Source organism: Streptomyces sp. NPDC127114 (assembly GCF_042677525.1).
Lineage (GTDB): Bacteria > Actinomycetota > Actinomycetes > Streptomycetales > Streptomycetaceae > Streptomyces.
The window spans coordinates 250,043-276,592 of the sequence record NZ_JBHXTJ010000006.1; the positions used below are offsets into that span (position 1 = coordinate 250,043).

The window sequence follows — 26,550 nt, forward strand, 5'->3', positions numbered from 1 at the left end:
CGGGAATCGGAAGGGGAATCCGAATGGGAAGTCGTCACCGCTGCCTCAGCCCCCGGGCGTGTGGAATGCGTGTGGATGATGGTCGGACACCATCATTCCGTACCAGCAAGTAACCCGCGAGGGGATCGGGCCGTCAGACTGAGGTCATGGCAACTGTCAACGGAGCCCCCGCGTCCCTCGCCCAGCTGACCGCCCTCGCTCTCACCAACTACGGGCATTTCACCACCCTGCGCGTGGAGGACGGCGCGGTGCGCGGGCTCTCCCTGCACCTCGACCGCCTGGTACGGGACTGCTCCGCCGTCTTCGGCGCGGAACTCGATCCGGAGCGGGTACGGGGGTACGTGCGGGAGGCGGCGGGCGGACGGCCGGGGCCGTCGACCGTCCGCGTCACCGTCTTCGACCCGGCCCTGGACATCACGCGGCCGGGCGAGGGGGCCGACCCCCACGTCCTGGTGACGACGCGGCCGGCGGGCACGCTCTTCCCGCCGCCACTGCGGGTGACCGCCCGCCCGTACCGCCGCGACGCCGCCGGCGTGAAGCACGTCGCGCTCTTCGGTCAGCTGGCGCTGCGGCGCGCGGCCCGGCTCGCGGGCTTCGACGACGTGCTCTTCACGGAGCCCCGCGGCACGGGGCAGGGCGGCACGGAGCCCGGCGGCACGGAGCCGGGTGAGCTGGTCTCCGAGGGCTGCACCTGGAACGTGGGCTTCGTGGACGGCGACGGCCAGGTGGTGTGGCCGCAGGCGGAGGTGCTGTCCGGGGTGACCATGCGGCTGCTGCGGGAGGCGCGTCCCGGCGCCCTGGCCCGTCCCGTGCACACCGCCGAACTCCCCGCCCTGCGCGCGGCCTTCGCCACCAACGCGGCGATCGGCGTCCGCGCCGTCCGCGAGGTCGACGGTCTGCGCTTCCCCGACGACGATCCGGTCCTCGCGGAACTCCGCGAGGCCTACCTCGCCGTCCCCGCGGAGCGGCTGTAGCCGGACCGTCCCCCCGCGCCCCGTACCGCGCCGCCGGCCTCTGGCAGACTGAACGGCCACCTCAGCGAAGGAGCCTTGGGATGTCGATGGTCGGCGGCCTGCGGAAGATGGCCCGACTCGCCCGGCGCGGGCGCCGGGTGGACCTCAGCCACCCGGCCCGCTCACCGCTCGGCAGCACCGTGGTGAACTGCGTCGGCTACCACGACGGCCGGCGCCTTCCGGACGCGGGCGGGGTCGCCGAGACGGTCCGCCACCTGCGCAAGCACGGCGGTCGCGGCGGCTTCGTGTGGCTGGGCCTGCACGAGCCGAGCGAGCGGGAGTTCGAGGGCGTGGCCGAGCTCTTCGACCTCCATCCCCTCGCCGTCGAGGACGCCGTCCACGCCCACCAGCGGCCCAAGCTGGAGCAGTACGGGGACGTCCTGTTCGCCGTGTTCAAGACCGTCACGTACGTCGAGCACGAGCAGCTCACGGCCACCAGCGAGGTCGTCGACACCGGCGAGATCATGGTCTTCACGGGCCCCGACTTCGTGGTCACCGTACGGCACGGCCGGCACGGCTCCCTCGGTCCGCTGCGCGAGGCCCTGGAGGCAAGCCCCGAGCAGCTGCAGCAGGGGCCTTCGTCCGTGCTGCACGCGATCGCCGACCAGGTGGTCGACGACTACCTCGCGGTCGTGGACGCGGTCCAGAACGACATCGAGCAGGTGGAGACCGAGGTCTTCGCGCCCCGGACGAAGACGCCGCCGGACCCCGGGCGCATCTACCAGCTCAAGCGCGAACTCCTGGAACTCAAGCGGGCCACCGTTCCCCTGGCCCGCCCGCTGGAGGCGCTGATCTCCCGGCCGCCGGCCGTCGTCGACCCGGCGATACAGCCGTACTTCCGTGACGTCTCCGACCACCTCGCCCGCGTCACCGAGCAGATCAACGGCTTCGACGTCCTGATCGACTCGATCCTCCAGGCGCACCTCGCCCAGGTGACCGTCGCCCAGAACGAGGACATGCGCAAGATCACGGCCTGGGCCGCCATCATCGCCGTGCCGACCATGGTGTGCGGGGTGTACGGCATGAACTTCGAGCACATGCCCGAGCTGAAGTGGCGGTTCGGCTATCCCCTCGTCCTCGTGGTCATGGCGGCCGCCTGCGTGGTCATCCACCGCGGCTTCAAGCGCAACGGCTGGCTGTAGCCCGCCGTTCGCGGCGCCGGGGCGCCTCCGGCCCTGATCCGGAGGAGACGGCCTACGCCGGGGCCGCGAGCTCCGGGTGGTCCTTGAGCAGCCGGGGCGGGGCGGCCTGCTGCCAGGAGTCGACGACGATCGCGCGCAGCTCCTCCGGGTCCTCGACGGCCGCGAGCCGCACCCGTACCCACGCGAACGCCGCCTCGTGGTCCGCGACCCAGAACTTCTCCGGCTCCGCGAGGACCAGCTCGTCGCGCTCCAGCTTCGGGCAGCGGACCGCCATCGACGTCTCGTCCTCCGGAAGCGTCAGGAACATCTTCCCGGCGACCCGGAAGGTGGGCATGGACCAGGCCACCTTCTCCGTCGTCTCCGGCAGGGCGAGCGCGAGCGCGCGGACTTCGTCGGAAGTGCTCATGTGGCCGACCCTACGACGGGCCACCGACATCGGCCGTGCCTATGATCATCACGACGGCGGCACGCGCGGACGAGGGCGGCCGACAGACCACGGAGGCGTGACCGGCATGGCGGAGGACCCGGACCAGCGCGTGTGTCTCGTGACCGGCGGCGGCACCGGCATCGGCGCCGCGACCGCGCGGCTGCTGGCCGCCGCGGGACACCGGGTCGTGGTCTCGGGACGCCGTCCCGAGCCGCTGCACCTGGTCGCGGAGGAGACCGGCGCGCTCGCCGTGCCGTCGGACATCGGCGACCCGGACGCCGTGCGCGCGCTCGTCGACGCGGCGATCGGCGCGTACGGGCGGCTCGACGGCCTCGTGCTCAACGCCGGGATCGGCCGTGGCGGGGGCGTCGGCGAAGTGACGCCCGAGGACTGGGACGCGGTCATGCGCACCAACCTCACCGGGCCGTTCCATCTGCTGCGCGCCGCGCTGCCGCACCTCCTGGAGGCCCGCGGGTCGGTGGTCGCGGTCGCCTCGGTGTCCGCGCTGCGCAACGGCGTCGGCAACGCCGCCTACGCCACCTCCAAGGCGGCGCTGCTCCAGCTGTGCCGTTCGCTCGCGGTCGACTACGGCGGTGCCGGGCTGCGCGCCAACACCGTGTGCCCGAGCTGGGTGCGCACGGACATGGCGGACCGGCGCATGAACCGCTTCGCGGAGGAGGCGGGCCTGGACGGCGGCCCGGCGGGCGGGACCGGCGGGACCGGGACGGGCCGGAGCGGCGTCGAGGCCGCGTACGAGGAGGTCACCCGGGTGCTGCCGGCCGGGCGGCCCGGAGAGCCGCGGGAGGTGGCCGAGGCGATCGCCTGGCTGCTCTCCCCCGCCGCCTCCTTCGTCAACGGCGCGGTGCTCACCGTCGACGGCGGCGCGACCGCGATCGACCCCGGCACGCTGGGCTTCGCGTTCCGCATCGAGCCGCGGAACGGCTGACGGTCCGGCCGCCCCGCTCCCGACCGGCGTCAGGGCGCGGCGGCGCGGGTCCGGCGCTGGTGCCACAGGCAGGAGAGCACCACCACCAGCGGCCACAGGGACTGCATGCAGGTGACCAGCCGCTCGGCGACGCCGGCGGCGCCCGCCCGGTCGGTCTCCACCAGGTACCAGAGCGCGCCGGCGCCCATCGACGCCGTGGCCAGGGCGGCGGGCCAGGGCCGTAGCGCCCACGGGGCCGTCGCCCCGCCGCGTACGGAGGCGAGCACCGGCCACAGCGCGAGCAGTGCGAAGCCCGTGGCGGCCACGGAACCGTGCCGCAGCGATCCTCCGCTGCTGGGCGCCGGGACGAACGCCACGGCCAGCGCCGCCATGCCTCCGGCGGCCAGCGCCACGCGGCCCGGCGTGGCCGCGGCGCGCAGTCCCCACGCCGTTCCCAGGTGGCACACGCCCACGGCCAGCAGCGCGCCGGTCATCACCCAGAAGCCCGCGGCGCCGTAGGCCGCGAGGACGCTGATGGTCTGCCGTGCGGCGTCGTAGGAGGGCCCTTCCAGCGCGGCCGCGGCCGACCAGCCGACGATCAGCACGACGGGCGCCGTGCTTGACGGCAGCAGGGTCCATCTCGGAACGCGTCGCATCGGATCACGGTAGGCGGCGCCCCCCGCCCGAGCCGGCGGAGCACGCCGCGCGCCGGTGGCCTCGCCCCGAAAGCAGGGGCGGGCCGCCGGCGGGCGCGGGGGTTACCGAGCGCCGAAGACCTGCGTCCAGTAGGGGCCGCCGGCGGAGTGGATGCCGATGCCGATCTCCTTGAAGGAGCAGTTCAGGATGTTGGCGCGGTGGCCGGGGCTGTTCATCCAGGCCTCCATCACCTCGGCGGGCGTGCGCTGGCCCTTGGCGATGTTCTCGCCGTACGTCGACCAGCGGTATCCGGCGGCCGTGACACGGTCGCCGGGGCCGGCTCCGTCGGGGTTGGTGTGGTCGAAGAAGTTCCGTGCGGCCATGTCGTCGGAGTGGCCCTGGGCGGCACGGGTGAGCAGGGAGTTCTCGGTCAGCGGCCCGCAGCCGGCCTTCGCGCGCTCGGCGTTGGTGAGTTCGACGACCTGGGCGGCCTCGGACGAGGAGGTGGGACCGGAGCCGCCGCCGGTGGCCGTGGGCCGCGGGCTGGGCGCGGGCGGGGCGGTGGTGCGCGGCGGTGCGGGCTTCGTGGTCGCGGCCTTGGTGGGCTTGGGCGAGGGCTTGGCCGTGCGGCTGGGCTGCGCGGTGGAGCGGCTCGGGCTGGGCGTCGCCGAGAGGGTCGCCGGGTCCGTGCCGGCGGGCGACAGACCGGAGCCGGTGTCGGGGGCCGCGGCCCGGGTCACGTCGACGGCGTCCGGGTCGCCGCCGTCGGGGCCGGTGGTGAGGTAGAAGGTGCCGCCGGTGACCGCGACGACGGCGAGGCCCGCGGCGGCGGCCGCGCGGCGCCGGCCGCGCTTGCGCTCCCGCTCCCGGCGGCGTGCGCCGCGCGTGGCGGGTGCGGCGGCGTGCGCGGCGTGGCGGGCCCGTCCGGCTCCGCCCGCCCCGGCCCCGGCGTGCGCGGTCGCGGCCGCTGTCGTGGCCGCGGTCGTGGTCGTGGCCGCGGTCGTCGTGGTCGTGGCCGCGGCGAGGGCGGCCGGGCCCAGGCCGGCGGCCTCGCGGACGGAGCCGAGCAGCAGGGCCGCCGGAGGGACGAGCAGCAGCCCGGCGAGCAGCCCCTCGGCGGGCACGAGGCCGTGCCAGAGGCCCGCGCAGTGCGGGCAGCCACGGGCGTGGCGGGCTATTCGCTTGCGCCACAGCGCGGAGGGCATGCCGTCCCAGCCGGCGAGGCCGTCCCGCAGCGTCGGGCACAGCGGTGCGGCGGACAGGGCGCGGACGACGACCCGGGCGGTCTCGAGCCGTTCCTTCATGCGCTGGATGCGGACCGCGGTGTGCTCGGTCGGCAGTTCCAGGGCGGCGGCGACCTCGTGGCGGGTCAGTTCGCCGGCGCATTCCAGCCACCACAGGGACAGCAGGGCGTTGTCCTCGGGCTCCATCCAGCGGGTGGCCTCCGCGGTCTCGCGCCGCTGCCCGGAGAGCTGCAGCCGGACCACGGTCAGCTCGACGAAGTCGGCGCCGGGCCCGGCGAGGTCGCGGGCCTCGTCGAGGGTGCCGGCGGCGTGGCGGGCCTGCTGCCGGTGCCAGTGGGCGCGCAGGGTGTTCATGGCGATGGCGACCAGCCAGGACCGGAAGCCGTCCGGGGACCGCAGGCCGCCGAGCCCGTCGAGCGCCCGCAGCATGGTCTCCTGCACGACGTCGTCCACGTCGTGGTGCCCGTTCATCGCCCGTCCGACGATGTTGTAGACGAGCGGCAGGTACGCGGCGACGAGCCGGTCCCGCGCCCCGGGGTCACCACCCTGCGCGGCCCTCACCAGCTCGGTCCCGTGCGGTGCTTGCATGCCTTGCCTCATCCTGGTCGTCCTGCCTGTTGCCGATGCCCGACACCTGGGAGATCGCGACAGGCCCGCCGGATAACGGAAAACGCCGGGGAATTTTCGAGAAGGCCGAAAGCGGCCCCTCCCCGGGAGTCCGGCCGCGGAGTCTAGCCCGCGCGCGCGTCCTCCGGGAGTCCGGTGCGACGGGCGCCGTCGCGTCGGGCGGCCCGGTTCTCCCACCGGGGACGGGAGGTACGGTCGGATCATGGACAGGTCCACGGAATCCGTACGAACCGTCGTCTACCGGCCCGCGCGCCCGGAGGACGGCGCCGCCATGGAGGCGCTCGACAGCTCGTTCAGCACGGACACGGTGTACGAAGTGATGGTGACCGACGGCGGGTTCACGATCCTCCCGGTGCCGGTGGACCCGCCGCTCCACAAGGTCTTCCCCGACGACGGGGAGGAGGGCGGGGACGACAGCGCGGACGGCGACGGCGAGGACGACGGGTCCGGGGACGCGGTCGGCGGTCTCCCGGCGCGCCGGACCGTGGTCGCCGTCGCGGGCGAGGAGCTGTGCGGCTTCGTGGCGACCTCCTTCGAACCGTGGAACGCGCGTCTCACCGTCCGTGACATCGAGGTCGCACCGGCCTGGCGCGGCCGGGGCATCGGCCGGACCCTGATGGGCCACGCACTCGACTTCGCCCGGGAGTGCGGGGCGGGCCACGTCTGGCTGGAGGTCAGCAACGTCAACGCGCCCGCCGTCCGCGCCTATCTCCGGATGGGATTCGCCTTCTGCGGTCTCGACACGAGCCTCTACGACGGCACCGCGTCGGCCGGCGAGAAGGCCCTGTTCATGGCCCGACCCGTGGTGTGACCAGGGCTTCCGGGCCCGGCCTGGCAGGCCTGTGGATACCGCCGTGCGAATGTCGGCCGCGCGTGATAGTCACTACTCCACCGGGGAGGTGATCTCTGACCTGCCCGTTCGACATGGCAAGGGGTGGGGACATGGCATTGCTTCGTGAGTGGGGGCTCACTCTGGGGAAATGGACCGGCCGGCCCGGTGCGACCCTGGAGCGGGACTCCGGCGATCCCGAGGTGACGCGCGCCCGGGAGGCCGCCGAGGCGGCCGACTGGCCTTCCCTGCGGGCGGTCCTGGAAGCCCGGCCCGAGAGCGCGGACCGTGCGGAGCTGCTGATGGCCGCCGCGGAGACCGCCGGCGTGGAGCGGTGGATCACCGGGGTGCTCGAAGCGGAGCCGGACGCGGCGCTGCCGAGGCTGGTCGCGGGGCTGCGCCAGGTCTGCTGGGGCTGGGAGGCCCGGACCGGCATGAGGGCGCAGCACGTCTCGCGGGAGCAGTTCGAGGTGTTCCACGAGCGGCTGCGGACGGCCGAGTCCTGGCTGTACGAGGTGGCCGAGCGCGAGCCGGCGTGGACGTCGCCGTGGTACGGCCTGCTGATGACGGGCCGCGGCCTCGAGGTCGGCCCGGTCGTCGCGCGGCGCCGGTTCGAGGCGGCGGTGCGCCGCGACCCGTACCACCTGGGCGCGCACCAGCAGCGTCTGCAGCAGGTCTGCGAGAAGTGGGGCGGCTCGCACGAGGAGATGCACTCCTTCGCGCGGGAGTCCGCCTTCGGCGCGCCCGCCGGCACTCCGCTCGGCCAGCTCGTCGCGCTCGCGCACATCGAGCACTGGCTCGCCCTGGACGCGGATCCGGGCGTCGCGTACATCCGCGGCCCGGAGGTGGTGGCGTCGCTGCAGCAGGCCGCCGACCACTCCTACCGGCACGCGGACTTCGGTCCGCGCACCGGCCGGCTGCAGGTGCTCAACAGCTTCGCCATGGCCTTCTCGCTCGCCGGGGAGCGGGCCGCCGCGCGCGAGTGCTTCGAGGCGACCGAGGGCCGGGTCACCGAGTTCCCCTGGAACTACCTCGACGACGACCCGGCCGCCGCCTACCGCAGGCAGCGTTCCGCCGCCGGCCGCTGAGCCCGCGGCCCCTCCCCCGTTCCCGGGGCCTTCCGTACTCCCTCCGTACGGCCGTACCGACCGTCGTACCGTCAGAAAGACGTCATCCAGGTGTCCCACCCGAACCGGACCGAGACCGCCCACACCTTCCAGGTCGATCTGCGCGGCCTGGTCGACCTGCTCTCCCATCACCTCTACTCCAGCCCGCGCGTCTACCTCCGCGAGCTGCTGCAGAACGCCGTCGACGCGATCACGGCACGTCAGGCGGCCGTGCCCGGCGCGCCCGGCAGCATCACCGTGCGCACCGGTGACACCCTCACCGTCACGGACACCGGCATCGGTCTGACCGAGGCCGACGTGCACCGCTTCCTCGCGACCATCGGGCGCAGCTCCAAGCGGACCGCCGACGGCGGTCTCGACGGCGCCGGACTGGACGCGGCGCGCGGCGAGTTCATCGGACAGTTCGGCATCGGTCTGCTCGCCTGCTTCGTGGTGGCCGACGAGATCACGGTGCTCAGCCGGTCGGCGGTCGACCCCGCGGCCCCGGCCGTCGAGTGGCGGGGCCACTCCGACGGCCGCTACACCATCCGTACGCTGCCGGCGTCGGCGGTGCCCGAGCCGGGCACCACCGTGCGCCTCACCCCGCGCGCCGACAACGCGGAGTGGACGAGCCCGGAGCAGGTCGTCGCGCTGGCCCGGCACTACGGCGGGCTGCTGCGGCACGAGGTGACCGTCGTCGGCCCGCGCGGCGAGAGCCACCGGATCAACGACACGCCGCCGTGGGAGCAGCAGCACCGCTCCCCGCTGGCCCGCCGGGAGGCGCTGACCGCGTACTGCCGCACGCTCTTCGACTTCACGCCGCTCGACACCATCGACCTCGACCTCCCGGCGGCCGGGCTGCGCGGTGTGGCCTACGTGCTGCCGACCGCGGTGAGTCCGGCGCAGCGGGCCGGCCACCGGGTGCACCTCAAGGGCATGCTGCTGACCGACCAGGCGCCCGAACTGCTGCCGGACTGGGCGTTCTTCGTGCGCTGCGTGGTCGATACGACCAGCCTGCGGCCGACCGCGTCCCGGGAGTCGCTGTACGAGGACGGCACCCTGTCGGCGGTGCGGGACGCGCTCGGCGAGCGGATCCGCGACTGGCTGACCGGGCTCGCCGCGAGCGACCCGGCGCTGCTGCACCGCTTCATCGACACCCACCACCTCGCCGTCAAGGCGCTGGCCCGCTACGACGACGAGCTGCTGCGGATCGTGCTGCCCTGGCTGCCGTTCGAGACGACCGACGGCAACGTCACGCTGGAGGAGTTCGCGCGGACCCATCCGACGCTGCTCGTCACCCGCAGCGTGGAGGAGTTCCGTCAGGTCGCGCCGATCGCCGCGGCCGCGGGCCTCGGTGTCGTCAACGGCGGTTACACCTACGACCGGGACCTGGTGCTCCGGCTGCCGGAGATCCGGCCCGGCACGGCCGTCACCGACCTCGATCCGGCCACGGTGACCGCGCACCTCGACGCCGTGGACCCGACCGCCGAGCTGCGCGCCGCGGGCTTCCTCGCGGTGGCCCGGGAGACCGTCGGCGTCCACGACTGCGACGTGGTGCTGCGGGACTTCCAGCCGGTCACCGCGCCCGCGCTGCTGCTCGACAACCGCGAGGCGCGGCACGAGCGGACCCGGTCGAGCCTCGCCGCCGACAGCGACGGGCTGTGGGCGGACATCCTCGGCTCGCTGCGGAACGAGACGCCGCGCGCGCAGCTGGTCCTCAACCACCTCAACCCGCTGGTCCGGCAGGCCGTCACGATCACCGAGCGCGGCCTCGCCGTGACCACGGCCGAGGCGCTGTACGGCCAGGCACTGCTGCTGAGCCGCCGCCCGCTCAAGGCGAGCGAGAGCGCCCTGCTCAACCGGGCCTTCATGGGCCTGCTCAGCCACGCCATGCACCAGGCCGGTACGGACACCCCCGGCGACCCCGGCACCGAGCCCCGGAAGGAACTGTAGATGCTGGACACCCCCGAGGCCGTGTTCGAGGCGCTGCGGGAGAACCACGAGCGCCCGCACGGCCTGCAGCGCACCGTCACCGCCGAGGAGCTGGTGGAGGCGGCCGAGGTCTTCGACAAGCCGGACGTGCTCGTCACCGCGCTCCTGGAGCTGATGACCTCGTACGAGTTCACCGGCGAACACCGCAAGTCGCCGGTCGCGTTCGCCCGGCTGCTGAAGCTGTGGGACACCGCTCCCGAGTCGTTCAGCGAGTGGGAGGCCCACCAGGTCTTCTGGCGCTTCAAGTGGGTGACGACGTCCCTGCTCCAGGTGCCCGAGGTGCCGCTGGCCACGGTCCGGGGCTGGATCGACCGGATGCGCGAGCGGTACGAGACGGCCGGGCACGGCATGCAGCCGGTGGCGGCCATGGGCCATCACGTCGCCGCGCACACCGGCGTGGGCGTCGCCGACGCGTACGACCTGTGGGTGACCCGGCCGCGCACGGACCTGAGCGACTGCGAGGCCTGCGAGATCCGGAACATCGCCTGGCACCGGCTGACGGCCGGCGACGACGAGGGTGCCCTGGACGTCTGGGGTCCCGTGCTCGACGGTTCCCAGGGCTGCTCCGAGGAGCCCCAGTCGAGTCAGGCACGCGCCCTGCTGCCGCTGCTGCGCACCGGCCGCGTGGACGAGGCCCGCTCCCACCACCTCACCGGTTACCGCCGGGTCCGGGGCAACACCGGCATGCAGGAGGAGGTGGGCCTGCACCTGGAGTTCTGCGCGCTGTCCCGGAACGAGGGGCGGGGCCTGGAGATCCTCGCGGAGAACCGCGGGCTGTTCGAGGCGAGCGGCGCGCCGCTGGCCCGGCTGAGCTTCCTCACCGGCGTCGAGGTGCTGCTCGCCCGCATCGTGGCGGACGGTCTCGGCGACACCGCGGTCGCGGGTCCGCCCGGCCGGAACTGGACGGCGGACGAACTCCTCGGCCACGTCCGTTCGGAAGCCGGCCCGCTGGCCGCCGCGTTCGACGCGCGCAACGGCACCACGGCGGTCGGCGACCGGCGCCGGGAGCGGCTCGGCCGTGCTCCGCTGCTCGACGAGCCGCTGCCGCTCGGTCTGCGCACCTCCGTGACCCGCCCGGCCGCGGGTCCCGGTGCCGCCGCCGGCGTGCCCGGTGCCGCCGCCCGTGCGTCGGCGGCCGTCGTCGAGATCCCGGAGCACTTCGTCGAGCTGGTGCAGGAGGCGCGCCGGCTGGCCGGTGAGGGCCGGCCGTCGGAACGCCGGCTGTGGGACCGGGTCGAGGAGCGGATCGCGGACGGCGGCGCGCCGGACCCGCACGACCACCGCCTCGGCCCGCCGGAGCTCCTGGAGGCCGAGCTCGCCGACCACCGCGCGTCCCGGTTCGGCGTGGCGGACCGGCGCGTCGAGTTCGCCGCCGAGCTCGACCGGGCGGCCGGTCTGTACGCCCGCGTCGGCATGCCCTGGCACGCGCTCTCCGCACGGGCCCGGGCCCTGGCCTGGGGCGCCGCCGAGGTGGCGGAGCAGGAGACGGGCAGCGAGACGCAGGCCGGTCCGGACGCGGAAGGACGTACGCCGGACGCCGAAGGACGTGCCCCGCACGCGGACGGGCCTGACCCGGACGCGGACGGGCGTGACCCCGAGGTGGTGCGGGCCGAGGTCGACGCGGTGCTGCGCGAGGCCGAGCGGCTGAAGGCCGACGCCCCGCTCACGGGCGAGCGGCCCGGTGCCGGTGAGGCCGCGTCCGTGCACGACGGGTACGACGTCGCCAGGGCGCGGGTCCTCCAGTACCTGATCGTCCTGAACGCGGCCGCCTACAGCGGCTACCGCGAGGTGCTGCGGCAGCTGCCGGAGCCCTCCGACGCCGCCGTCGCGCGGTTCGAGGAGCTCGCCGGGACGCTGCGGTCGGAGGCCGAGCGGCTGTCCGTGCCCCACCAGGCGGCCAACGCGCGGCAGTACGCCGCGGACCTGGCCGGGCGGCGCGGCGACTTCGCCGTGGCCGAGGCGGAGCTGCGGGCGGCCCTCGCCGACGTGGCTGCCTCCGGGCGGCCCTGGCGCGGCACCCGGCCGCGGTGTCTGCTCGCGCAGTTCCTGCTCGCCAGGCAGGAGCCCGCGGAGGCGGTGGAGCTGCTGCACGAGGCGATCGGCGACGCCGTGCGCCACGACGACGCCGACTTCCCGATGGCCCCGTCGTACGCGCTGCTCGGTCACGCAGCCTCGCACCTGGGCGACTTCGGCGCCGCGGTGCGCCATCTGTCCGAGGCGGCCGCGCGGTTCGACCAGGCAGAAGAGCCGGAGGAGGCCACGGAGATCCGGCTCCAGCTCGCCGACGTACTGGCGCGCGGCGGGCAGCAGGCCGACGCCGTCGCCGTACTGGAGTCGGTCCTCTCCGACGAGGCGGCCGCGTCGCTCGACGAGCGGATGCTCGCCCAGGCGCGGCTGACGCTGGGCCGCGGCCTGCGGGACCTGGAGGAGTTCCTGCCGGCGGCCGAGGAGTTCCTGAGGCTCGCGGACGTCGTCGCGGAGTGGCAGGACGACCGCGCCGTGCACACGCTGGTGGCGGCGGAGGCGGCGGTCACCCTGGCGCTGGCCGACCGCTGGGACGCGGCGGCGACCGCCTACGAGCGCGCGGTGGCCTCGCACGCCGAGGCCCCGAACCCGCCGCTGATCGCCCACATGATGCGCGAGTTCGCCCGTCTCACCGTACTCGCCCGCGAGGAGGAGGGCCTGGACGAGGCGCTGGAGCATCTGGGCAGGGCCGACGCGCTGCTCGCCGCCGTGCCCGAGGAGTCCGCCGACTTCCCCCTCTGGTACGAGCAGGGCTCGGTGCACTACCGGCGTGCACGCGTGCTCGCGGAGGCCCGGCGCTTCCCCGAGGCGCTGGTGGCCGCGGAGGCCGCCGTCGCCGCCCACGAGCGGGGCGGGGAGGACGGCGAGGTGCCGCGCGCCGAGGCGGTGCGGATCGCGGCCCTGATCGAGGGCAACGGCCTGGAGCGCCACGCCGCGGCCGTCACCCGGCTGACGGCCGCGGCGGCCCGCTGCCGCGCCGCGGGCCTGCCGGAGGCCGCCGACATCCTGGAGTCGCTGCGCCAGGAGTACCAGGCACGGTAGGCGGTGTTCCCGTCGCGTCCGGGTCCCTCGCGGGCCCGGACGCGGCTCAGCCGTCGCGGCCGGCCGGGGCGTGGGCGTGGACGCCCGCGTGGTACTTGGGGATGCGGAGGGTGATCTTCATGCCGGCGCCGACGGCGGTCTCGATGACCAGGCCCTCGTTATCGCCGTAGACCTGGCGCAGCCGTTCGTCGACGTTGCGCAGTCCTATCCCGGTGGTGGGTCCGCCCTCGCCGTGCAGGATGCGGCGCAGCCGCTCGGGTTCCATGCCGACGCCGTTGTCCTCGATGCTGACCCGTGCCACCGCGCCCTCGTCGACGGCGACGATGGTGATGAGGCTGCGTTCGACGGAGTCCTCGAGGCCGTGCTTGACGGCGTTCTCGACCAGCGGCTGGAGGCAGAGGAACGGCAGCGCGACCGGCAGCACCTCGGGCGCGATCTGCAGGGTGACCTGGAGTCGCCGTCCGAACCGGGCGCGGACCAGCTCCAGATACTGCTCGATCGAGTTCAGCTCCTCGGCGAGCGTGGTGAACTCGCCGTGCCTGCGGAAGGAGTAGCGGGTGAAGTCGGCGAACTCCAGGAGCAGTTCGCGGGCCCGCTCCGGGTCGGTGCGGACGAACGAGGCGATGGCGGCGAGGGAGTTGTAGATGAAGTGCGGGGAGATCTGCGCGCGCAGGGCGCGGATCTCCGCCTCGATGAGGCTGCTGCGCGCCCGGTCGAGCTCCGCCAGCTCCAGCTGGACCGACACCCAGCGGGCCACTTCCTCGGTGGCCCGGGCGACGGCGGCCGAGTCGTGGGTGCCGAAGGCCGCGAGGGCGCCCTTGGGCCGGCCGCCCGCGGTCAGCGGCGCGACCACCCCGAAGCGGACGGCGCAGTCCGCGCGGTCGCAGTCCACGGAGAAGCTGCGGGTGCGGCCTGCCTGCACGGCCTTCGTGACCTGCGCGGCGAGCTGCTCGCCGTGGTGTTCGCCGCCGCCCTCCCAGGCGAGCACGCCGTCGAGCCCGGTGAGCGCCAGTGACTGGGTGCCGAGCAGCAGGCGCAGCCGGCGCACCGCCTTGCGGGCGGTGTCGGCGCTCAGTCCGGCCCGCAGCGGCGGGGCGGCGAGCGACGCGGTGTGCAGGGTCTGGAAGGTGGCGCGTTCCACGCTGTCCGGGTCGCCGGCGTGCCCGCGTGCGCGGCTGCGGCGCCCGGCGCCCCGTACGTACCCGGCGCCGAGGACGTAGCCGGCGCCCCGCACGTAGGCGGCTCCGGCGGCGAAACAGACCGCGCCGACGACGGCGCAGCAGAGCAGCAGCAACAGCAGGGTCATCGGCGCGACTTCCAGGATGCGGCGGGCGGTACGGGCGCGGGCGCCTCGGGCAGGTGCAGGCGCGCCATGATCGCGTCGGTGCCGGCCGGTACGCCCTTCGGGGTGGCCAGCGAGACCAGGATCATGGTGAGGAAGCCCAGCGGCACGGTCCACACGGCGGGCCAGGCCAGCAGTGCGCGCGGCCATCCGGAGTCGGGGCCGCCCATGACGGTGGCGAAGACGGCGGTGAGCGCGGCTCCGCCGCCGGTGACCATGCCGGCGACGGCGCCCGCGGCGGTGAGCCGGCGCCACCAGATGCCGAGCAGCAGCAGCGGGCAGAAGGAGGAGGCGGCCACCGCGAAGGCCAGGCCGACGGCGTTGGCGACGGACAGGCCCTGGACCACGACGTGCCCGGCGGCGGGCACGGCCACGGCGAGGCCGGCCGCGAGCCGGAAGTGCCGTACGCCGCGCGGCGAGGGCAGGAAGTCCTGGGTGAGGACCCCGGCCACGGCCATGGTGAGGCCGGAGGCGGTGGACAGGAACGCGGCGCAGGCGCCCGCGGCGAGCAGGGCGCCGAGGAGGTCGCCCGCGGTGCCGCCGATCAGCCGGTCGGGCAGCATGAGCACGGCCGTGTCGGTGTTCCCGGTGAGCAGCAGGTCCGGGGCGTAGACGCGGCCGAGGGCCCCGTACAGCGGTGCCAGCAGGTAGAAGGCGCCGACCAGGCCGAGGACGACGACGGTGGTGCGGCGGGCGGCCCGGCCGTCGGGGTTGGTGTAGAAGCGGACCACGACGTGCGGCAGGCCCATGGCGCCCATGAAGGTCGCGAAGATCAGTCCGTACGTGGCGTACAGCGGATGCTCCTCGCCCGCCCGGCCCCGGGGTTCGGCCCAGCCGGTGGACGTGCCTCCGTCCGCCGCGGCGGTGGACCGCTCGGGCACGGGGCTGCCGGCGGGGAAGCCGAGGACGGTGCCGGCGTCTACCCGGTGGCGGCCGGGTGCCAGGTCGACCGGTTCGCCGTCGTGGCGGCGGCCGTCGACGGTGCCGGTGACGGTGACCCGCAGCGGTTCGCCGATCCGCAGGGTGACGCCGTCGTCGACGCGGACCTCGCTGTGCCTGCGGAATCCGGGAGGTTCGTCGAGGGCCGGGGCGGGGCGGCCGTCGGCGTACCAGGCGAACAGCAGGAACAGCAGCGGCACCAGCAGGGCCGTCAGTTTCAGCCAGTACTGGAAGGCCTGGACGAAGGTGATGCTGCGCATGCCGCCCGCCGCGACGGACAGGGCGACCACGACGGCCACGACGATCCCGCCGGACCAGGCGGGCAGTCCGGTGAGGGTGCCGAGGGTGAGGCCGGCGCCCTGGAGCTGGGGCAGCAGGTACAGCCAGCCGACGACCACGACGAGGAGTCCCGCGGCGCGCCGCACCGCCCGGGACTCCAGGCGCGCCTCGGCGAAGTCGGGCAGCGTGTACGCGCCGGAGCGGCGCAGCGGGGCGGCGACGAACGCGAGCAGGACCAGGTATCCGGCGGTGTATCCGACGGGGAACCACAGCATGTCCACGCCCTGGGCGAGCACGAGTCCGGCGATGCCGAGGAAGGAGGCCGCGGACAGGTACTCGCCGCTGATGGCGGCCGCGTTGAGGCGCGCGGGGACGCTGCGCGAGGCCACGTAGAAGTCGGAGGTGGTGCGGGAGATGCGCAGGCCGAGGGCGCCGACCGCGACCGTGGTGACGATCACGGCGGAGACGGCCGCCACGCCGTAGGGCTGGTTCACTCGGCGGCCTCGGCCGCCGCCGCGCGGGACACCGCTCAGGACCCTTCGACGGCCCGGAGGTAGTCCCGCTCGTTGCGCTCGGCGCGCCGGACGTAGCGGCCGGCGAGGAGCAGGAGGAGCGGGTACACGGCGACGCCGAGCACGGCCCAGACGACGACGGCCGGTACCGGGCCGAGGCCGGTCGCGGGAAGGTGGCGGAAGAGCAGCGGCAGGGTGCCGACGAGCAGCGCGAGCGCCCCGGCGGTGGCGAGCCCGGCCCGGAGCTGGCGCCGGACGAGCCGTCGTACCCGCGCGTCGGCGGCCGGTGTGAGGGTGCGGGGCGGCTCGGGCGCCGGCCGGTACGCCGTGGGCGCGGGCGTGCTCCCGGGGCGGCGCGTGACCACTTCGCGCCGGGGAACCGGTTCCGCTGCCATACGCACGCCCTCCCACTCCTCGATGCGGATCACCGCGCCGTGTCGCATCGAGGGTGGAGTGTACGCAGCGGGCCATGGCTCGACCAGAGCGGCGGAGACTTTCCGCCGGTCAGGGCGTTCCCGGACGCGCGGCCGGTGCGGGAGGCCTCCGGCGGGCGGGAGGCCTCCGGCCTGGCGGGAGACCGCCCGCCGGTACGGGAGACGGCCTCCGGTCGGTCACTTCACCAGCTTGCCGTCGGCGGACACGGTGAACCAGGTGCCGCCCACGCCCTGGCCGTCGGTGTCGCCGGGGGTCTTGTCGCCGGTGAACCAGTAGAGCGGCCAGCAGTCGATCGCGAGCTGCTTGGTGCCGTCCGGGCGGGTGTAGACGCTCAGCTTCCCGGGGTCGATGCCCTGGACCTTGTTGACGTCGACCGGCTTGGCGGGGCGCCACTTCTCCAGGCAGGCGCCCAGGCAGTTGGACTTCATCGGCCAGGCGGTGTCCTTGGTGAAGCGGTACAGGGTGCGCCCCCTGCCGTCGCGGATGATCTTGCCGAGCTCGTCGTCGTCGGCGAGCGACAGCGGGGGCAGTGCCGTCCCTCCGCCCGGTGCGGCGGCGGTGCCGGCCTTTCCGCCCTGCGGCGTGACGGCGAACCAGGTTCCTCCGACACCCTGGCCGTTGGTCTGGCCGGGCGCGGTGTCCTTGGCGAACCGGTAGACGGGCCGGCCGGCGACGGTCAGCTGGGTGACGCCGTCGGCCCTCTTGACCGAGCCGATCAGGGCGGGGTCCAGGCCGCCGGCCTGGGTGTCGCCCGCGGGCACGGGCGGCCAGGCCTTGGCGCAGTCGCCGGCGCAGGCGGAGCGGGAGGGCTTGGCGGTGTCCTTGTCGAAGCGGTAGAGCGTGAAACCGGCCGCGTCGGTGACGACCTGGCCGAGCGTCGCGTCGGTGCGGACCGACAGCGGCCCGGAGGCGGTGGCCGCGCCGCTGCCGGCGGCGCCGGCACCGTAGCCGTCGGTGGCGGGCCTGGCAGCGGCCTGGGCGCCCGCCGGGGGCTGGGCGCCGTCTCCCCCGTCCGCCGTCTGCGTGCCACAGGCCGTGGCCCCGAGCAGCAGGGCGGTCGCGGCTGCGGCGAGAGTGAGGTTGCGCGGGTTCATCATGACAACTCCCCGTTTCCGATGCTTCGTCGGTGTCTGTCGGCACCGGAAACACGTGGCCCCTCGGGAGCCGGTTCAACGGCTCCGGAAAATTTTCCCGACGGCCGTCAGGAGACGCGCGAGCGCCGGCGGGACCCGCTGGCCCGACCGGCGCTCCGCTCCCCCGTACTGCGTGCGCTACGCGGGCATCGGCACCGTCACGAAGCGCCTGCCCGCCTCGTTCTCGACCACGACGGCGCGCACGTCCTTCGGATCGACCGCCGCGGCGCCGTCGAGTGCGACGCCCTTGCCCTCGCCCGCGTGCTCCCCGGCGCCCACGACCCAGCTGCCGGCCGTGGTCTCGCCGCCGTCACGGCCCACCACGACCAGTCGGCAGCGCTCGCCCGGCGGCAGCCCGGAGACCGCCGCGTGGACCCGCACCCAGGCCGCCGCCGGGGTGACGCGTACGGTCATCCGGGCGCCGCTGGCCGCGTCGGTCGCCGAGGCGACCCTGGTTCCGGGCGGCGGTGGCGCCGGGGTGGCCGTGGCCGTCGGTGCGGGCGGCGTGGGCAGGGCCACGGGCGGCGCACCGCCGGAGGTGGCCGTGCCCGCCCAGAACACCCCGGCGAGCGCGGCCGCCGCCGCGAGGCCGACGAGGGCCCCGCGGCGGCGGCGACCGCCCGTGCGTTCGGTCCGCATCTGCCGCAGGGTGCGCTGGAGCATCAGGTCGCCGCCCTCGGGCGGACCGTCCAGGAACGCCTCCGGCGGCACCTCGCCGAGCGCCGTCTCCATCTCGCGCAGGGCGGCCACCTCCTCCCGGCACGGTCCGCAGTCCCGTACGTGGGTCTCGACGCGCCGGGACTCGGCCTCGTCGAGGACGCCGAGCACGTACGGGCCGAGCAGGACCTCTTCCTCGTGCCGCTGCCGGTTCACGCGACCACCTCCCTGAGTCCCGCGGGCCGCCGCGCAGCGCCCGGACGGCTCTCTGATCCGAAACTCTCGCGCAGCGCCTTCAAGGCGTAGTGCGAGCGCGACTTCACCGTCCCGGCCGGAATGCCGAGGGTATCGGCGGCCTCGGCGACGCTGCGTTCCCGGTAGTACAGCTCGGTGAGCACGTCGCGGTGTTCCGGCGACAACCGGTCGAGCGCGCCGAGCACCGCCATGGTGTCGACGACCGTGTCGGCGTGGTCGTCCTCGACCGGGGGCGTCGCGGGCGACTCGGCGACCTCGGCGGGGCGCGCGGCCCTGGCCCGCTGCCGGTCGATCACGATGTTGCGGGCGACGGTGAGCAGCCAGCCGCGGACCGAGCCCTTGCCGTTGACCAGGGCGTCGGCATGCCGCCAGGCCCTGATGAGGGTCTCCTGCACGACGTCTTCGGCCGTCGCCCGGTCGCCGGTCAGGCGGGTGGCGTACGCGAGCAGGGCCCGGCCGTGCTCCTCGTACACCGTCCTGATCAGCGCCTCGTCGGTCGCGCCCCGCCTGCCGCGGGGCCACAGGGGTCCGGCCATACTCACCAGCTCCGTCGGATGTCGGCTGTGTCGTCGTGCCGGACACGTGGCCCACGGCGCCGCGGTTCATGTGGTGCGCGTCACATGGCGCAGTGGCGGCCGGAGTTGAGGCATCGTACGACCTCGGCCATGCGGGCGTCCGTCATGACGTTCACGAACATGGCGTGGTCGGTCCTGGGGCTGTGCCGCTGCTCGGGGAAGGAGTCGAGCGCGATGGGCGTGGTGGGCGACGGCAGGTCGTAGCCGAGCACGAGGCGCAGCTCGGGGACGGCGAAGGTGTCGGACGGGCAGACTCCGTTGGCCGCCGGGAACACCAGGTGGGTACGGGTCGGGTTGACGGTGTCGAGCCCGTTCCAGCAGCTCGGGAAGACGAGGGTACGGGTGAGCCGGTCGCCTTCGGGGCAGCGCGGGTAGCGGGTGGTGAAGCGGTCCGGAAGGCTCGCACAGCCCCAGCGGGCCCGGACGTTCTCGTCGCTGCGCGCGGTGAGGGCGACGGCGTCGCCGGTCAGGGCGCGCAGGAAGCGCGGCAGGGGGACGACCCGGCCGACGGGGTTGCCGCGGAACTCGACGCGCACCTCGGCCGGTCGGAGGACGCGCCCGGCGTTGCCGTGGCCCGCGGCGCGCTCGTACGGCTCCGTCGCGGGCCGGTCGGTCCGGCGGAGCACCGGCCAGTAGTACGTGGAGCGGTCGCCGCCCCGGCAGGTGGTGGCCGCGGCGGCCAGGCTCCGGTCCGTCGACAGGGCGTCGGTGGAGAGGTTGCCCACGTAGGCGTGGGTGTGGTGGGCGCCGCCGGGCAGGCCCGGGGAGACGACGAGGTTGTCCTGGTTGTAGTGGCCTTCCTCGTTACGTCCGCAGTCGACGGTGACGGTGCCGGTGGACGCGTCGGGGCCGGGCCGCGGCGCCGGGACGGCGGCGTGCGGCACGTCCCGGATGTCGACGTGGTCGTCGGGCACGGGCCCGGCGGAGTCCGTGCGGTGACCGCCGCCGTCGCCCGAGGCGCCGATCACGGCCGCGGTCAGGCCGGCGCCCAGGACCAGGCAGACGAGCAGCGTGAGCAGTCGGCGGTCTCTTCCCATGCGGGTCACCGTCCCGGTTCGCCGTCGTCCCCGTCAACCGCGCCTCGCGCGGCGGCGCGTGGAACTACTCGGGGAGCCGGGTGCCCTCGGGAAGCAAGATGCCGAAGTCCGCCCGGAGGACCGCCAGCACCTCGTCCGCGTCGGCGAGTTCGCGCTCCTTGCGGGTGCCGTCGGCCGCGGTCTCCGTCAAGGTCCGGCCGGCGAGGGACAGATGGGTGTCGTCGGTGGTGCGCTGGGCGTAGACGGCGCGGGCGAACGGCGAGCGCGGGTGCGTCGCGATGTACCAGTTGATGACCTCGTAGTCGGGCCGTTCGAAGGGTTCGACGGTGAAGGCGTACTGGTCGTCCCAGCCGTCGGTCTCCGCGCCGTGCGCCTGGAGCGTCCACGTCTCCAGCGGCCCGTCCTGGTGTGCGCGGACCAGCCGGTGGCGGCGGGGGGTGTCGTACGCCTCGGTGCCGGCGGTCAGCGGGATCGGTTCGAGGAGGGCGCCGATGCTGCCGAAGCCGACGTCGGTCACGTACGGCACGGGCTCGCCGGGCACCTCGGTCAGCATCAGCATGTGGGTCCGGGGCCGGACGTCGCCGGGCCGGGCCCCGACGAGGACGCGCGCGGTCAGCAGGGTGACCTCGAAGCCGAGCGCCCTGAGCACCGCGGCGAGCAGGGTGTTGTGCTCGTAGCAGTAGCCGCCGCGGGTTCCGTGGACGAGCTTGGCCTCGAGGTCCGGCAGTGCGAGCGAGGGCGCGCTGCCGAGCACCGGGTCCAGGTTCTCGAACGGGATGCCGGTGATGTGGGCGCGGTGCACGGACGTGAGCACGTCCCGTGTGGGCCGGCGCTCGCCGGTCCAGCCGATGCGGGCGAAGTAGGCGTCGAGGTCGATGGTCATGCGCCCACCGTACGCAGCCGATCGGGGCTCCGCGTCGGCCTGCCGCCCGATCAGGAGACCGCCATGGCCTAGGACTTCGGTCGCAGTGCCGTCGGTCACGCCCCCGGAGGTGTGCCGTAGACCTTGAACTCCCAGAGGGAGTAGCCGTACGGGGTGGCGCGCTGCGTCCCGTACACCCGGACGTAGCGGGCGGTGCCGGTCACGGCCGTCTCGTCGGTGCCGCCGTCGCCGGTCGTGGTGGCGTGGAGGTCGGTCCAGGTGGTGCCGTCGAGCGAGCCCTGGACGCGGTAGGCGCGGGCGTAGGCGGCCTCCCAGTCGAGGCGGACGCGGGAGAGGGCGGCGGGCGCGCCGAGGTCGACGCGGAGCCACTGCGGGTCGGTTCCCTCGGCGGAGGCCCAGCGGGTGTCCGTCCGTCCGTCGACGGCCTTGGCGGCCTCGAGTCCGGCCGCCTCGGTGGAGGAGGCGGTGACCGGCCTGCCCTGGGAGAGCAGGGTCTCGGGGCCGGGGGCCGGGGCGGAGTCGGTCAGCTGGTAGGCGCGGAGGCCGCGCAGCAGGAGGTAGGTGTCGCGCAGGGAGCCGGAGGTGTCGCCGAGGGAGCGGTAGATGCCCCACTTGGGGCGCACCCGGTCGGCGAGGAAGGTGTCGACGCCGGTCCTGGTGGCGTCGACGACGGTGGTGCCGCCGCTCCTGACCACCCAGCGCACGGCGCCGTCCGTGCCGTCGCCGATCCTGATCTCGTACTCGATGTCGATCCACTTGTCCTGCAGCGGCACGAGGTCGGTGCGGCCGACGAGGACGTCGCCGTCGAAGACCTTGTGCTCGATGGTCTGCCTGCCGTTCACGCGGCGCAGCGAGGTGACCGTGATGGGGGAGGTTCCGCTGCCGGGCTGCTTGGTCTGCATGACGTGGGTGAAGGTCGTGGTCGCCATCAGCGAGCTGGGGATGTACATCGAGTACGTCACGCGCCAGGTCTCGCCGAGCTTCCAGGACAGGTAGGAGGTCGACGAGGTGCGGTTGCCCGTCACCTCCTGCCGCTGCCGGTCGGTCGCGGTGTCCCGGTCCACCATGTGCATGTCGAAGCGGTAGGCGTCACCGGCGACCTTGATGTGCGGCTGTCCGCCGGGGTGGGAGTCGGCCCGGTCGTCCTCGACGGTCTCGAAGGCCCCGAGGCCGTGGGTCGCGGCGTCGGGCGCCCATCGCAGGGTCCAGCCGGCCGCCGCCTGGGCGGGCGCCGGTGAGGACAACGCGCCGAGCAGGGTCAGGGCGAGCGCGGTGAGGGCCGCCGCGAGGGCGGCCGGGAGCGTGCGCCGTCGTGCCATGCGCCACCTCCGGAGGGGAGTGGGGGATGTGATGGGCGCATGACATGCTGCCGCCACCGGAGGCGTTAGTAAAGCTTCCTGACAGTTATTCCTCAGGCAGCCGAAGGGGCGGCCGGGACCGCCCGGCCGCCCCTCTCAAGCATCGGCGCCACTCGCCTGGCCGGCGCTCACCCCGCCGGCTCGGTCCGCACCCGGACCAGCTCGGCGAGACGCCTGCTGTGGGCGATCGCCTCGGTGGCGTCGGCGCCCCGGGCCACGACGTAACCGCCGATGTCCTCGTTCCAGGTCAGCGGGTTCACCACGTCGCCGGGCTCCACCATCACGTGGAGGTTCACGAACGCCGGGTCCGCGCGCACGGCCTCGATGCCGGTCACCTCCACGACCCGGCCGGGCTCCGGAAGCAGGCACCGCAGGGCCATCGCGCCACGCGGCTCGGGCGACCCGTCCAGCGGCTCCAGCAGGCCGAACCCGGCGGCCAGCGCGTAGCGCTCCATGTCGACGCCGTAGACGAGTTCGGCCATCTCGTTGATCGCGTAACCGCCGATGCGGTTGTGCGACTCGAGGATCCGCGGGCCCCGCGGGGTCAGCTTGACCTCGGTGTGCCCGGGGCCGTTGCGGAGCCCCACCGCGTCCAGGAAGTCGAACACCAGCCGGGTGGCCTCGCGCACCGCCTCGGCCGGGAGCGGGGCCGGCATCGAGAGGCCGATCTCCGCGAAGCCCGTCGTGCCGAACTCGGCGAAACCGGAGCCGCCGAGCTCCCGCCCGGTCGTCGCGACGACGACGTGCCGGCCGTCGAAGCTCAGCGTCTCCACGCTGAACAACGGGCCCTCCAGGTACTCCTCCATGAGGAACTCCTGGAAGGTGTCGGCGAAGGCCACGTCCCCCTGGGCCCAGTCCTTGTCGTTCAGGGACCGGTACTTCTCGGCGACCGCCTCCACCTCGGCCTCCTCGCGGACGCAGAACACCGCCAGACTGCCCGACTCGCGGACCGGCTTGACGATGACCGGCAGGCCGTGCGCCGCGACGAAGTCCCGGACGTCCTGGGTGGACCGGCCGACCGCGGAGGCCACCGGGCTGATGCCCTTCTCGGCGAGGCGCTGCCGCATCCGCGCCTTGTCGAGCAGCAGTTCCACGGTCTCGACGGACTCGCCGGCGAGACCGAGCGCCTCGTTGATCCGGGCCGCCGGGAGCAGCCCGAACTCGGTCAGCGTCACGGCCGTGCGGAACGGGTACTGCTCGTGCAGGGCCCGGGCCATCGGCAGGACCCGGTCGACGTCGGAGTAGTCCAGCAGCAGCGCCTGGTCGACGTACGGCCAGTGCTCGCTGCCGTACGCGTTCGGGTACTGGGCGTGCACCACGTCGAGGCCCAGCTCCCGGGCCTTGCGCAGCTGCCTGACCTTGCCGCCGACGACGAGGACGCGAGGCCGGCCGGAGGCGGCGTCCTGCGGGGAACCCTGGCCGCTGGGGCCGTCATTCTCGGACAACGTGGCTCCTCGTCAGCCCAGGACTTCGGCGATGGCGTCGATGCCGCGGTCGAGCTCCTCGCGGGTGATCACCAGGGGCGGCGATACCCGCAGGTTCTCCTCGGCCACCTTGCACAGCAGGCCCCGTTCGAGCAGCGCCTCGGAGACCTGCCGCCCCTTCGGATGGCCCTCGGCGATCCGGACGTTGGCCCACAGACCTCGGCCGCGGACCTCGGCGACGCTGCCCAGCTCGCCGAGCCGCGCGTGCAGGTACGCGCCGAGCTCGCGGGACCGCTCCTGGAACTCACCGGTCGCGAGCAGCTTCACCGCGGCGCGGCCGACGGCGGCGGCCAGCGGGTTGCCGCCGAAGGTCGAACCGTGCTCGCCGGGCCTGAGCACGCCGATGACGTCGGCCCGGCCGGCCACCGCGGACACCGGCATGGTGCCGCCGCTCAGCGCCTTGCCGAGGGTGTAGAGGTCCGCGCGGACGCCCTCGTGGTCGAGGGCCAGCGTCGCGCCGGTACGGGCCAGGCCGGACTGCACCTCGTCGGCGATGAACAGCGTGCCGGTCTCGTCGCACAGCTGGCGTACCTCGGTGAAGTAGCCCTTCGGCGGGACGACGACGCCGGCCTCCGCCTGGATGGGCTCCAGGAGGACCGCGGCGGTGTGCTCGGTGACCGCCGAGCGGAGGGCGTCGATGTCGCCGTAGGGCACGACTCTGAAGCCCGGCGTGTACGGGCCGAAGCCGTCGTGGACGGTCGCGTCCGTGGAGAAGGAGACGATGGTCGTGGTGCGGCCGTGGAAGTTCGAGCCGGCGACGACGATCTCGGCGGCGCCGTCCGGCACGCCCTTGACCCGGTAGGCCCACTTCCGGGCGATCTTCACGGCCGAGTCGACGGCCTCACCGCCGGAGTTGGAGGGCAGGACCCGCTCGTTGCCCGTGAGTTCGGCGAGTTCGCGGCAGAACAGCGCGAACTGGTCGTGGTGGAACATCCGGCTGGTCAGCGTCAGACGGTCGAGCTGTGCCTTGGCCGCGGCGATGATGTCGGGGTGCCGGTGGCCGAAGTTCAGCGCGGAGTACCCGGCGAGGAAGTCGAGATAGCGCCGGCCGTCCAGATCGGTCACCCAGGCGCCTTCTCCGTGGGTGAGCACGACGGGCAGCGGCACGTAGTCGTTGGCGCCCCAGCGCTCGGCGAGCGCTATGTAGTCCTCGGTCGAGCTGACGTCCGTGGTCATGTTTCGGCACTCCTTCGGCAGGCGGCGGGTTCCCTAGAGGGATCTGTTGTCGTAGAGGTGGTCACGTTCGATCCGGCGCAGCTCCTGGTAGTCGGCGAGCGTGTCCGCGGGATCGTCGGCGATGAGGTACACGTAGCCCGGCCAGGTCGCGACGTCGACGGTCCGGGGAAGCACATGGCCCGCCGGATGGGCCATCACGGTGTGGGCGTACGACGGCAGTGCGCGGACCGGAGCCAGCTGCTCGTGGGACGGCACGACGCCGTTCTCCCTCGGGTTGATGAGGGCCACGAAACGCGGGTGCTTCAGCAACCGGTACGCGGTGGTGGGCAGGCCGTCGAACGCGTCGGGGTCCGCCACGGAAAGGGCGAGGAGGTCCACCTGGTTCACGCCGAAGCAGCGCGTGATGATCTCCGGGATCTGCCCGCCGCCGGTGCGTGCGCCGCACTCGACGAGCACCGGTCCCCGGGCGGTCAGCATGATCTCGGTGTGGCCGGCGCCGTTGCGGATCTCCAGCGCGTCGAGCACACGGTGCGCGTAGGACTCCAGCTGCCGGGCGACCGGGTCGTCCGGTGCCAGCGGCTCGTCGTAGTCGTAGATGAAGTCGCCGCCGGGGACCTTGCGCTTGTGGTAGCGCCAGATCTCCACGGTGTGGTGCCTGCCGGCACGGCTGACGGTGTTGACGTAGTACTCGTCGCCGTCCAGGAACTCCTGCGCGAGCACGACCTTGTTGACCATGCCGTGCCGGTCGGTGCCGCCCATGATCCGTGCGTGGGCGGCGCGCACCTGCTCCGGTGTCGAGCACGCCACGACGTTGTCCGTGCTGGAGCTGGAGACCGGCTTCACGACGACCGGATAGCCGGCGGTCGCCTCGGCCCAGGCGACGATCTCGTCGGCGTCGGCGGAGACGATGGTGGCCGCGTGGTCGAGTCCGGCGTCCCGCAGGGCCTGGACCATGTCGTACTTGTTGCGCCGGGCGGTCGGCCGGCTCATCCCGTTGCCGGGCGTGCCGAGTTCGGCGGAGAGCTGGTCGGCCAGCTCGACGCCCGACTCGGTGCCGGGGATCACGGCGATGATCCCGTGCCCGCACAGGGCGGCCGCCGTGGCCACCACGTCGCCGTCGTGGCGGACGTGGTCGACGAAGCCTTCGGGGTCGTACGCCATGTGGACGTCGGGGTGCGGCGAGTGGATGTGCACGCACTCGATGCCGTGCCGCAGCAGCGCGGCCGGCAGATAGCGCCCGGTCGAGCGCCCGTCGACGATCGCCACGCGCGGCTTTCCCGCGCGGGAGCTGGTCACCATCGTCAGCTGCTTCCCTTGTGAGTCGGAAGGGTCTCGGGACGGAGGGTTCCGGCGGCGGCACGGCCGGCCCCCCCCCCCGGGGGGGGGCACAGGGGGCCGGGCCGGCCGCGGGGCGGGCGAACCGGGGGGTGGGCGCCCCCCCCGGCGGCGCACCGGGCGGGTCACCCCGGGGGAACACC

The 26,550-nt window shown here is 74.3% G+C and carries 22 protein-coding genes and 1 pseudogene; 7 read left to right on the top strand and 16 right to left on the bottom strand.

All coding sequences use genetic code 11. From position 1 onward, the window contains the following. Nucleotides 1–146: 146 nt before the first annotated feature. Together ACFVGS_RS09330 and ACFVGS_RS09335 are read left to right on the top strand one after the other, a co-directional pair. The gene (locus ACFVGS_RS09330) at nucleotides 147–974 is read left to right on the top strand and encodes an aminotransferase class IV (RefSeq protein ID WP_385691884.1); all 828 of its coding nucleotides are present in this window, start codon (nucleotides 147–149) and stop codon (nucleotides 972–974) included. Between the two features lie 80 nt (nucleotides 975–1,054). Next, complete coding sequence (locus ACFVGS_RS09335) at nucleotides 1,055–2,155, top strand: magnesium and cobalt transport protein CorA (RefSeq protein WP_384408308.1); 1,101 nt, start codon at nucleotides 1,055–1,057, stop codon at nucleotides 2,153–2,155. 52 nt (nucleotides 2,156–2,207) lie between these two features. On the opposite strand, the gene ACFVGS_RS09340 is transcribed toward ACFVGS_RS09335, so the two are convergent. Then, nucleotides 2,208–2,561: an MmcQ/YjbR family DNA-binding protein gene (locus tag ACFVGS_RS09340; protein WP_384408310.1), complete on the bottom strand. Its 354-nt coding sequence runs from the start codon at nucleotides 2,559–2,561 to the stop codon at nucleotides 2,208–2,210. Nucleotides 2,562–2,667: 106 nt separating this feature from the next. On the opposite strand from ACFVGS_RS09340, the gene ACFVGS_RS09345 reads away from it, so the two are divergent. Continuing rightward, complete coding sequence (locus ACFVGS_RS09345) at nucleotides 2,668–3,528, top strand: SDR family NAD(P)-dependent oxidoreductase (protein ID WP_384408312.1); 861 nt, start codon at nucleotides 2,668–2,670, stop codon at nucleotides 3,526–3,528. A 29-nt stretch (nucleotides 3,529–3,557) separates the two neighbouring features. Here ACFVGS_RS09345 and ACFVGS_RS09350 read toward each other — a convergent pair whose 3' ends face one another. After that, the gene (locus ACFVGS_RS09350; protein ID WP_384408314.1) at nucleotides 3,558–4,163 is read right to left on the bottom strand and encodes a DUF998 domain-containing protein; all 606 of its coding nucleotides are present in this window, start codon (nucleotides 4,161–4,163) and stop codon (nucleotides 3,558–3,560) included. A 102-nt stretch (nucleotides 4,164–4,265) separates the two neighbouring features. Then, complete coding sequence (locus tag ACFVGS_RS09355; RefSeq protein ID WP_385691888.1) at nucleotides 4,266–5,975, bottom strand: sigma-70 family RNA polymerase sigma factor; 1,710 nt, start codon at nucleotides 5,973–5,975, stop codon at nucleotides 4,266–4,268. A 241-nt stretch (nucleotides 5,976–6,216) separates the two neighbouring features. On the opposite strand from ACFVGS_RS09355, the gene ACFVGS_RS09360 reads away from it, so the two are divergent. From ACFVGS_RS09360 to ACFVGS_RS09375, 4 genes are all read left to right on the top strand, one after another. Next, nucleotides 6,217–6,825, top strand: a complete 609-nt coding sequence (locus tag ACFVGS_RS09360) for a GNAT family N-acetyltransferase (RefSeq protein WP_385691891.1) — start codon at nucleotides 6,217–6,219, stop codon at nucleotides 6,823–6,825. Between the two features lie 131 nt (nucleotides 6,826–6,956). After that, nucleotides 6,957–7,931 (top strand): hypothetical protein, encoded by a 975-nt coding sequence (locus tag ACFVGS_RS09365; RefSeq protein WP_385691894.1) that lies wholly within the window; start codon nucleotides 6,957–6,959, stop codon nucleotides 7,929–7,931. Nucleotides 7,932–8,021: 90 nt separating this feature from the next. Then, a complete protein-coding gene (locus ACFVGS_RS09370; RefSeq protein ID WP_384408322.1) occupies nucleotides 8,022–9,902 on the top strand; it encodes an HSP90 family protein in 1,881 nt (626 codons plus the stop codon). Next, nucleotides 9,903–13,007 carry a hypothetical protein gene (locus ACFVGS_RS09375; RefSeq protein WP_385691897.1) on the top strand — a complete coding sequence of 1,035 codons (3,105 nt, stop codon included), beginning with the start codon at nucleotides 9,903–9,905 and terminating at the stop codon, nucleotides 13,005–13,007. It abuts the gene before it with no gap. 46 nt (nucleotides 13,008–13,053) lie between these two features. On the opposite strand, the gene ACFVGS_RS09380 is transcribed toward ACFVGS_RS09375, so the two are convergent. The 13 genes and pseudogenes from ACFVGS_RS09380 to ACFVGS_RS09440 all read right to left on the bottom strand — a co-directional run bounded on the left by ACFVGS_RS09380 (nucleotide 13,054) and on the right by ACFVGS_RS09440 (nucleotide 26,371). Beyond that, nucleotides 13,054–14,313 (bottom strand): sensor histidine kinase, encoded by a 1,260-nt coding sequence (locus ACFVGS_RS09380; RefSeq protein ID WP_385691900.1) that lies wholly within the window; start codon nucleotides 14,311–14,313, stop codon nucleotides 13,054–13,056. Further along, nucleotides 14,310–16,061, bottom strand: coding sequence for a cation acetate symporter (locus ACFVGS_RS09385; RefSeq protein ID WP_384408327.1), 1,752 nt, complete (start codon nucleotides 16,059–16,061; stop codon nucleotides 14,310–14,312). The genes ACFVGS_RS09380 and ACFVGS_RS09385 overlap by 4 nt, the downstream gene beginning before the upstream one ends. A 35-nt stretch (nucleotides 16,062–16,096) precedes the next feature. Then, nucleotides 16,097–16,474 carry a hypothetical protein gene (locus ACFVGS_RS09390; protein ID WP_384408455.1) on the bottom strand — a complete coding sequence of 126 codons (378 nt, stop codon included), beginning with the start codon at nucleotides 16,472–16,474 and terminating at the stop codon, nucleotides 16,097–16,099. Between the two features lie 216 nt (nucleotides 16,475–16,690). Continuing rightward, on the bottom strand, nucleotides 16,691–17,611 hold the full coding sequence (locus ACFVGS_RS09395; RefSeq protein ID WP_385691903.1) for an SCO0930 family lipoprotein: 921 nt from the start codon (nucleotides 17,609–17,611) through the stop codon (nucleotides 16,691–16,693). A 174-nt stretch (nucleotides 17,612–17,785) separates the two neighbouring features. Further along, a complete protein-coding gene (locus ACFVGS_RS09400; protein ID WP_385691906.1) occupies nucleotides 17,786–18,520 on the bottom strand; it encodes a zf-HC2 domain-containing protein in 735 nt (244 codons plus the stop codon). After that, the gene (locus tag ACFVGS_RS09405; protein ID WP_384408333.1) at nucleotides 18,517–19,095 is read right to left on the bottom strand and encodes a sigma-70 family RNA polymerase sigma factor; all 579 of its coding nucleotides are present in this window, start codon (nucleotides 19,093–19,095) and stop codon (nucleotides 18,517–18,519) included. The genes ACFVGS_RS09400 and ACFVGS_RS09405 overlap by 4 nt, the downstream gene beginning before the upstream one ends. An 80-nt stretch (nucleotides 19,096–19,175) precedes the next feature. Further along, entirely contained in the window at nucleotides 19,176–20,171 is a 996-nt protein-coding gene (locus ACFVGS_RS09410; RefSeq protein WP_384408335.1) for a DUF1996 domain-containing protein, read from the bottom strand. Between the two features lie 64 nt (nucleotides 20,172–20,235). Next, complete coding sequence (locus ACFVGS_RS09415; RefSeq protein WP_385691909.1) at nucleotides 20,236–21,054, bottom strand: arylamine N-acetyltransferase; 819 nt, start codon at nucleotides 21,052–21,054, stop codon at nucleotides 20,236–20,238. 95 nt (nucleotides 21,055–21,149) lie between these two features. Beyond that, on the bottom strand, nucleotides 21,150–21,605 hold the full coding sequence (locus ACFVGS_RS09420; protein WP_385691947.1) for a discoidin domain-containing protein: 456 nt from the start codon (nucleotides 21,603–21,605) through the stop codon (nucleotides 21,150–21,152). Continuing rightward, nucleotides 21,579–22,373 (bottom strand): annotated as a pseudogene (locus tag ACFVGS_RS09425) (Tat pathway signal sequence domain protein); the annotation flags it as partial. The pseudogene ACFVGS_RS09425 and the gene ACFVGS_RS09420, both read right to left, overlap by 27 nt. A 167-nt stretch (nucleotides 22,374–22,540) precedes the next feature. Further along, nucleotides 22,541–23,857, bottom strand: coding sequence for an ATP-grasp domain-containing protein (locus tag ACFVGS_RS09430; RefSeq protein WP_385691912.1), 1,317 nt, complete (start codon nucleotides 23,855–23,857; stop codon nucleotides 22,541–22,543). A 12-nt stretch (nucleotides 23,858–23,869) separates the two neighbouring features. After that, nucleotides 23,870–25,072 (bottom strand): ornithine--oxo-acid transaminase, encoded by a 1,203-nt coding sequence (gene rocD, locus ACFVGS_RS09435; protein ID WP_385691915.1) that lies wholly within the window; start codon nucleotides 25,070–25,072, stop codon nucleotides 23,870–23,872. Between the two features lie 33 nt (nucleotides 25,073–25,105). Next, nucleotides 25,106–26,371: an ATP-grasp domain-containing protein gene (locus tag ACFVGS_RS09440; protein WP_385691918.1), complete on the bottom strand. Its 1,266-nt coding sequence runs from the start codon at nucleotides 26,369–26,371 to the stop codon at nucleotides 25,106–25,108. Between the last annotated feature and the right edge of the window lie 179 nt (nucleotides 26,372–26,550).

Excerpts from the sequence above, each read along its gene's own strand:
- ACFVGS_RS09395 (WP_385691903.1), bottom strand. The coding sequence starts at position 17,611 with ATGATGAACCCGCGCAACCTCACTCTCGCCGCAGCCGCGACCGCCCTG.
- ACFVGS_RS09390 (WP_384408455.1), bottom strand. The coding sequence starts at position 16,474 with ATGGCAGCGGAACCGGTTCCCCGGCGCGAAGTGGTCACGCGCCGCCCC.
- ACFVGS_RS09345 (WP_384408312.1), top strand. The coding sequence starts at position 2,668 with ATGGCGGAGGACCCGGACCAGCGCGTGTGTCTCGTGACCGGCGGCGGC.
- ACFVGS_RS09380 (WP_385691900.1), bottom strand. The coding sequence starts at position 14,313 with ATGACCCTGCTGTTGCTGCTGCTCTGCTGCGCCGTCGTCGGCGCGGTC.
- ACFVGS_RS09355 (WP_385691888.1), bottom strand. The coding sequence starts at position 5,975 with ATGCAAGCACCGCACGGGACCGAGCTGGTGAGGGCCGCGCAGGGTGGT.
- ACFVGS_RS09365 (WP_385691894.1), top strand. The coding sequence starts at position 6,957 with ATGGCATTGCTTCGTGAGTGGGGGCTCACTCTGGGGAAATGGACCGGC.
- ACFVGS_RS09410 (WP_384408335.1), bottom strand. The coding sequence starts at position 20,171 with ATGGGAAGAGACCGCCGACTGCTCACGCTGCTCGTCTGCCTGGTCCTG.
- ACFVGS_RS09440 (WP_385691918.1), bottom strand. The coding sequence starts at position 26,371 with ATGGTGACCAGCTCCCGCGCGGGAAAGCCGCGCGTGGCGATCGTCGAC.
- ACFVGS_RS09335 (WP_384408308.1), top strand. The coding sequence starts at position 1,055 with ATGTCGATGGTCGGCGGCCTGCGGAAGATGGCCCGACTCGCCCGGCGC.
- ACFVGS_RS09405 (WP_384408333.1), bottom strand. The coding sequence starts at position 19,095 with ATGGCCGGACCCCTGTGGCCCCGCGGCAGGCGGGGCGCGACCGACGAG.
- ACFVGS_RS09360 (WP_385691891.1), top strand. The coding sequence starts at position 6,217 with ATGGACAGGTCCACGGAATCCGTACGAACCGTCGTCTACCGGCCCGCG.
- ACFVGS_RS09415 (WP_385691909.1), bottom strand. The coding sequence starts at position 21,054 with ATGACCATCGACCTCGACGCCTACTTCGCCCGCATCGGCTGGACCGGC.
- ACFVGS_RS09350 (WP_384408314.1), bottom strand. The coding sequence starts at position 4,163 with ATGCGACGCGTTCCGAGATGGACCCTGCTGCCGTCAAGCACGGCGCCC.
- ACFVGS_RS09330 (WP_385691884.1), top strand. The coding sequence starts at position 147 with ATGGCAACTGTCAACGGAGCCCCCGCGTCCCTCGCCCAGCTGACCGCC.
- ACFVGS_RS09340 (WP_384408310.1), bottom strand. The coding sequence starts at position 2,561 with ATGAGCACTTCCGACGAAGTCCGCGCGCTCGCGCTCGCCCTGCCGGAG.
- rocD (WP_385691915.1), bottom strand. The coding sequence starts at position 25,072 with ATGACCACGGACGTCAGCTCGACCGAGGACTACATAGCGCTCGCCGAG.
- ACFVGS_RS09375 (WP_385691897.1), top strand. The coding sequence starts at position 9,903 with ATGCTGGACACCCCCGAGGCCGTGTTCGAGGCGCTGCGGGAGAACCAC.